Raw genomic sequence first — 3,197 nt, forward strand, 5'->3', positions numbered from 1 at the left:
ATTTATCTCTCATTAGTTCGCGATATAAAGCAGTGCGTATACTATAATGACAAGAATACGCTCCATTAAGACTGTCAAACAGAAAACGTATCATTCTAATGAAATATCGCATATCTTCACCTCCAATACCTATATGATTTAGCTGTTTCGTTGACTAGCTTTGGGGTATCATAGGGTTTATTAGAGGTCAATGATTATTTTAAACAATTTTTTATTATTCTTTGTCCTTCTATATTGATATTAGCAGATTTCATGGTAATATTGTTGCTCTAAGAGCTATTATTGAAGATATGAAATTAAAGGATATTCAAGGGATTATCTTTCTTAATGATTGTTATGTAAAGCACCATATTAATAACTTAAAAACTTAATACCTTGGTTTGGATCAAAGAGTATTACAGATGAATGATTTAAACAAGTGGATAAAAGTTAGACCAATTAGTAATAATTAATTACGATTAAATAGATATATAGACTATATATATGAGCATTTATGTGAAGATGATATTATGTTTCTATTCCTAACATGAATTTTAATGAACTTGAAGACTCTCTTAGTAATGTTAATATACATATTCTACTATGTGGACATTTATATAAATATTTGTTATGCAACATAAAGGTACAACAATAATCAATCCTATAGATGTAAGAATGCAATATGACGTAAATTGAGCTAACTATGGTATTCTTACCATAAAGAATTATCTAGTAAGTATAAGTGAAGAAGCATTGAATATGGTTATAAGGAAACAATTAGGAATGGGAAGGAACTTTGCTAATATAGAGAGTATATAAAGATTATGATGATGAAATAAATAACTTACAACCTGTATTCTATAATAAGCTTGTTCGATAAAGAAAATCTACAATTACTTAAAAAACATTGTATTTATTTCATTTATATTAATAAGAAAAGGAGGTACTATGTTGAAGTACAGACAAATAATCAATAATGAAATTGAAAAAAAACATAGAATGCGTTATGCTCTATGGTCACATCATACCGAAAAAGAATTATGGAATGAAATGGAATATATATTAAAAGGCGAGAACTTCTACAAGAATGAATTATTATGGATTGTATTTGTTTCTGTTCGTGATAATGGGAAATTAGGTGGCTTTATAGAAATAACTCTATACCCCGAATTGGATTTCTGTGATTCAAAACCTGTCGGTTACATTGAAGGTTGGTATGTAGATAAAGATTTAAGAATGCAAGGCGTAGGGAAAAATCTTGTTAAAGTAGCAGAAAATTGGCTTAGAGAAAATAACTGCCTAGAAATAGCCTCTGATGTAGAATTTCATAACAAGATTAGTCAGCATGCACATACAGCTTTAGGATTTAATCATTCCCATATAAAAGATAAATGTATTTTCTATAATAAATCAATATAGCGGTAACAAATATATTCATTAACCCATAGTATTTATGGGAGTTGCTAAAATAAGAAAGTATGTTTATAAGTGTTTTACCAATTGTAAAGTAGCATGTGTTCGTGCATTAAATAATTGATGAAATACTTTGAAGTAAATAAACGTAGCTTAATTTTAATGATTTTCGTGAATAATATGAGGTTAATAAGAATAAATAAATATACCACTATTTATTAGATAGCTATACCACAAATAGCTATTTTTTTGTGCCATATTTTTAGTTAGGTCAAAGAATAATAAAAAATTGTTTAAAATAATCATTGACCTCTAATAAACCCTATGATATAAGCTGTTCAGTCAACGAAACAGCTAAACCATATAGGTATTGGAGGTGAAGATATGCGATATTTCATTAGAATGATACGTTTTCTGTTTGACAGTCTTAATGGAGCGTATTCTTGTCATTATAGTATACGCACTGCTTTATATCGCGAACTAATGAGAGATAAATAAGCCAACTACAAGTTGGGTGGGACGTTATATCTGGGTTTTTATTGACCCATTAGAAAGATTCTGAAAAGATTTTGGGAAGGGGGAAGACCTTTAAAACACTTCGTAGGCTACCGACCCTAGATGGTCTTATCCCTGTCTCATGATTATTCATTTTATTGGAAATCAAAAAGGTCGCCATATCCTGAAAGTGTTGGAGCACTTTCAAGCATATGCAGGTATCACACTACCTACACATACAGCGTACGCTGTTATAAGCAACCTTTATATAATTATAGATGATTCTGCATCATTTAACAAGTGTAGGTCAGAACTTTTTGTTTTCCTTTCAATTACTTTGAAAGGAGATATTATATATGAATTTACGCACTTTGACAGTTTGTAGCGTTACTAATTATCTTGGAGTTAAGAAAGGATTTTCTTGTTATCCAGTTATTCGCCTACAAGGGAAATGGCTTGAAAAACAAGGTTTTAACATTGGGGACAAGGTATATGTTATAGAAGATAAAGAACAATTAATTATTAAGATTATTAAAGATTAGGAGTTGATTTTATGTCGAGAATTAAGTTCACTACTACTTTAGATGAAGATTTATTATCATTAGCTAAACATAAAGCGTCATTACTTGATGGTTCTCATGGTGCTAATGAAATTATTGAACAAGCTCTTAGATTTTACTTTAGAAATGCTTCTGTTACTGTTTGGGAAAAGAGTATTAATACAGAAGATGACAACAACGACAAGCATTTTCAGAAGCTTATTTTAAGGTCTAATAGATTAGTTCTTGAAACGGTACAAGATAGAACTACCATCAAGAAATATGACAAGGAATCGGTTTGCCCTAAATCTCTTAAACTAGGTGGTTGGTCTAAAGTTTGGGATATATCTAAGATAATGCCCCACTAATTAATCAAGCTATGAAGGGAATAGACAGTTTATCACTATCAAGAGTATGTTGCACTATGTGTAAAACTGATACTATCAATGTGAAACTGTCGTTCCTTTTATATATATCATTTATTAAGTTTTTAACTAATAGTTTTAATAATAATTATAGTTATTAGAACTATTGTTTAAGGATTTAATTCGTACTTTGAAAACTTAATATATTATTTTTCTACTATCTTTCTTTCTGATTAGAAGATGTAAAAACTTACTGGACTATCATTGTACGGCTATTTATGAGGATATTTCATCTATAGATGTGGATATCTTAATAGTTTGATACTGGTGTTGTGGATGTTTGCGTTTTTATTCATCAGAATGGAGTGATACAAATGCACAAGAAACAAATGTATTTATATGTTGG

Annotated in this window: 3 protein-coding genes; all 3 read left to right on the plus strand. The window is 29.5% G+C overall.

Annotated features, from left to right (window positions below; genetic code table 11):
- Nucleotides 1-927 precede the first annotated feature (927 nt).
- A complete protein-coding gene (locus N4A55_RS09925; protein ID WP_293755697.1) occupies nucleotides 928-1,398 on the plus strand; it encodes a GNAT family N-acetyltransferase in 471 nt (156 codons plus the stop codon).
- Between the two features lie 845 nt (nucleotides 1,399-2,243).
- Nucleotides 2,244-2,429 (plus strand): SymE family type I addiction module toxin, encoded by a 186-nt coding sequence (locus tag N4A55_RS09930; RefSeq protein ID WP_293755700.1) that lies wholly within the window; start codon nucleotides 2,244-2,246, stop codon nucleotides 2,427-2,429.
- A gap of 11 nt (nucleotides 2,430-2,440) precedes the next feature.
- Entirely contained in the window at nucleotides 2,441-2,794 is a 354-nt protein-coding gene (locus tag N4A55_RS09935) for a hypothetical protein (RefSeq protein WP_293755703.1), read from the plus strand.
- The last annotated feature ends 403 nt before the right edge of the window (nucleotides 2,795-3,197 follow it).

It is taken from the genome of Vallitalea sp. (genome assembly GCF_025211055.1).
Lineage (GTDB): Bacteria > Bacillota > Clostridia > Lachnospirales > Vallitaleaceae > Vallitalea.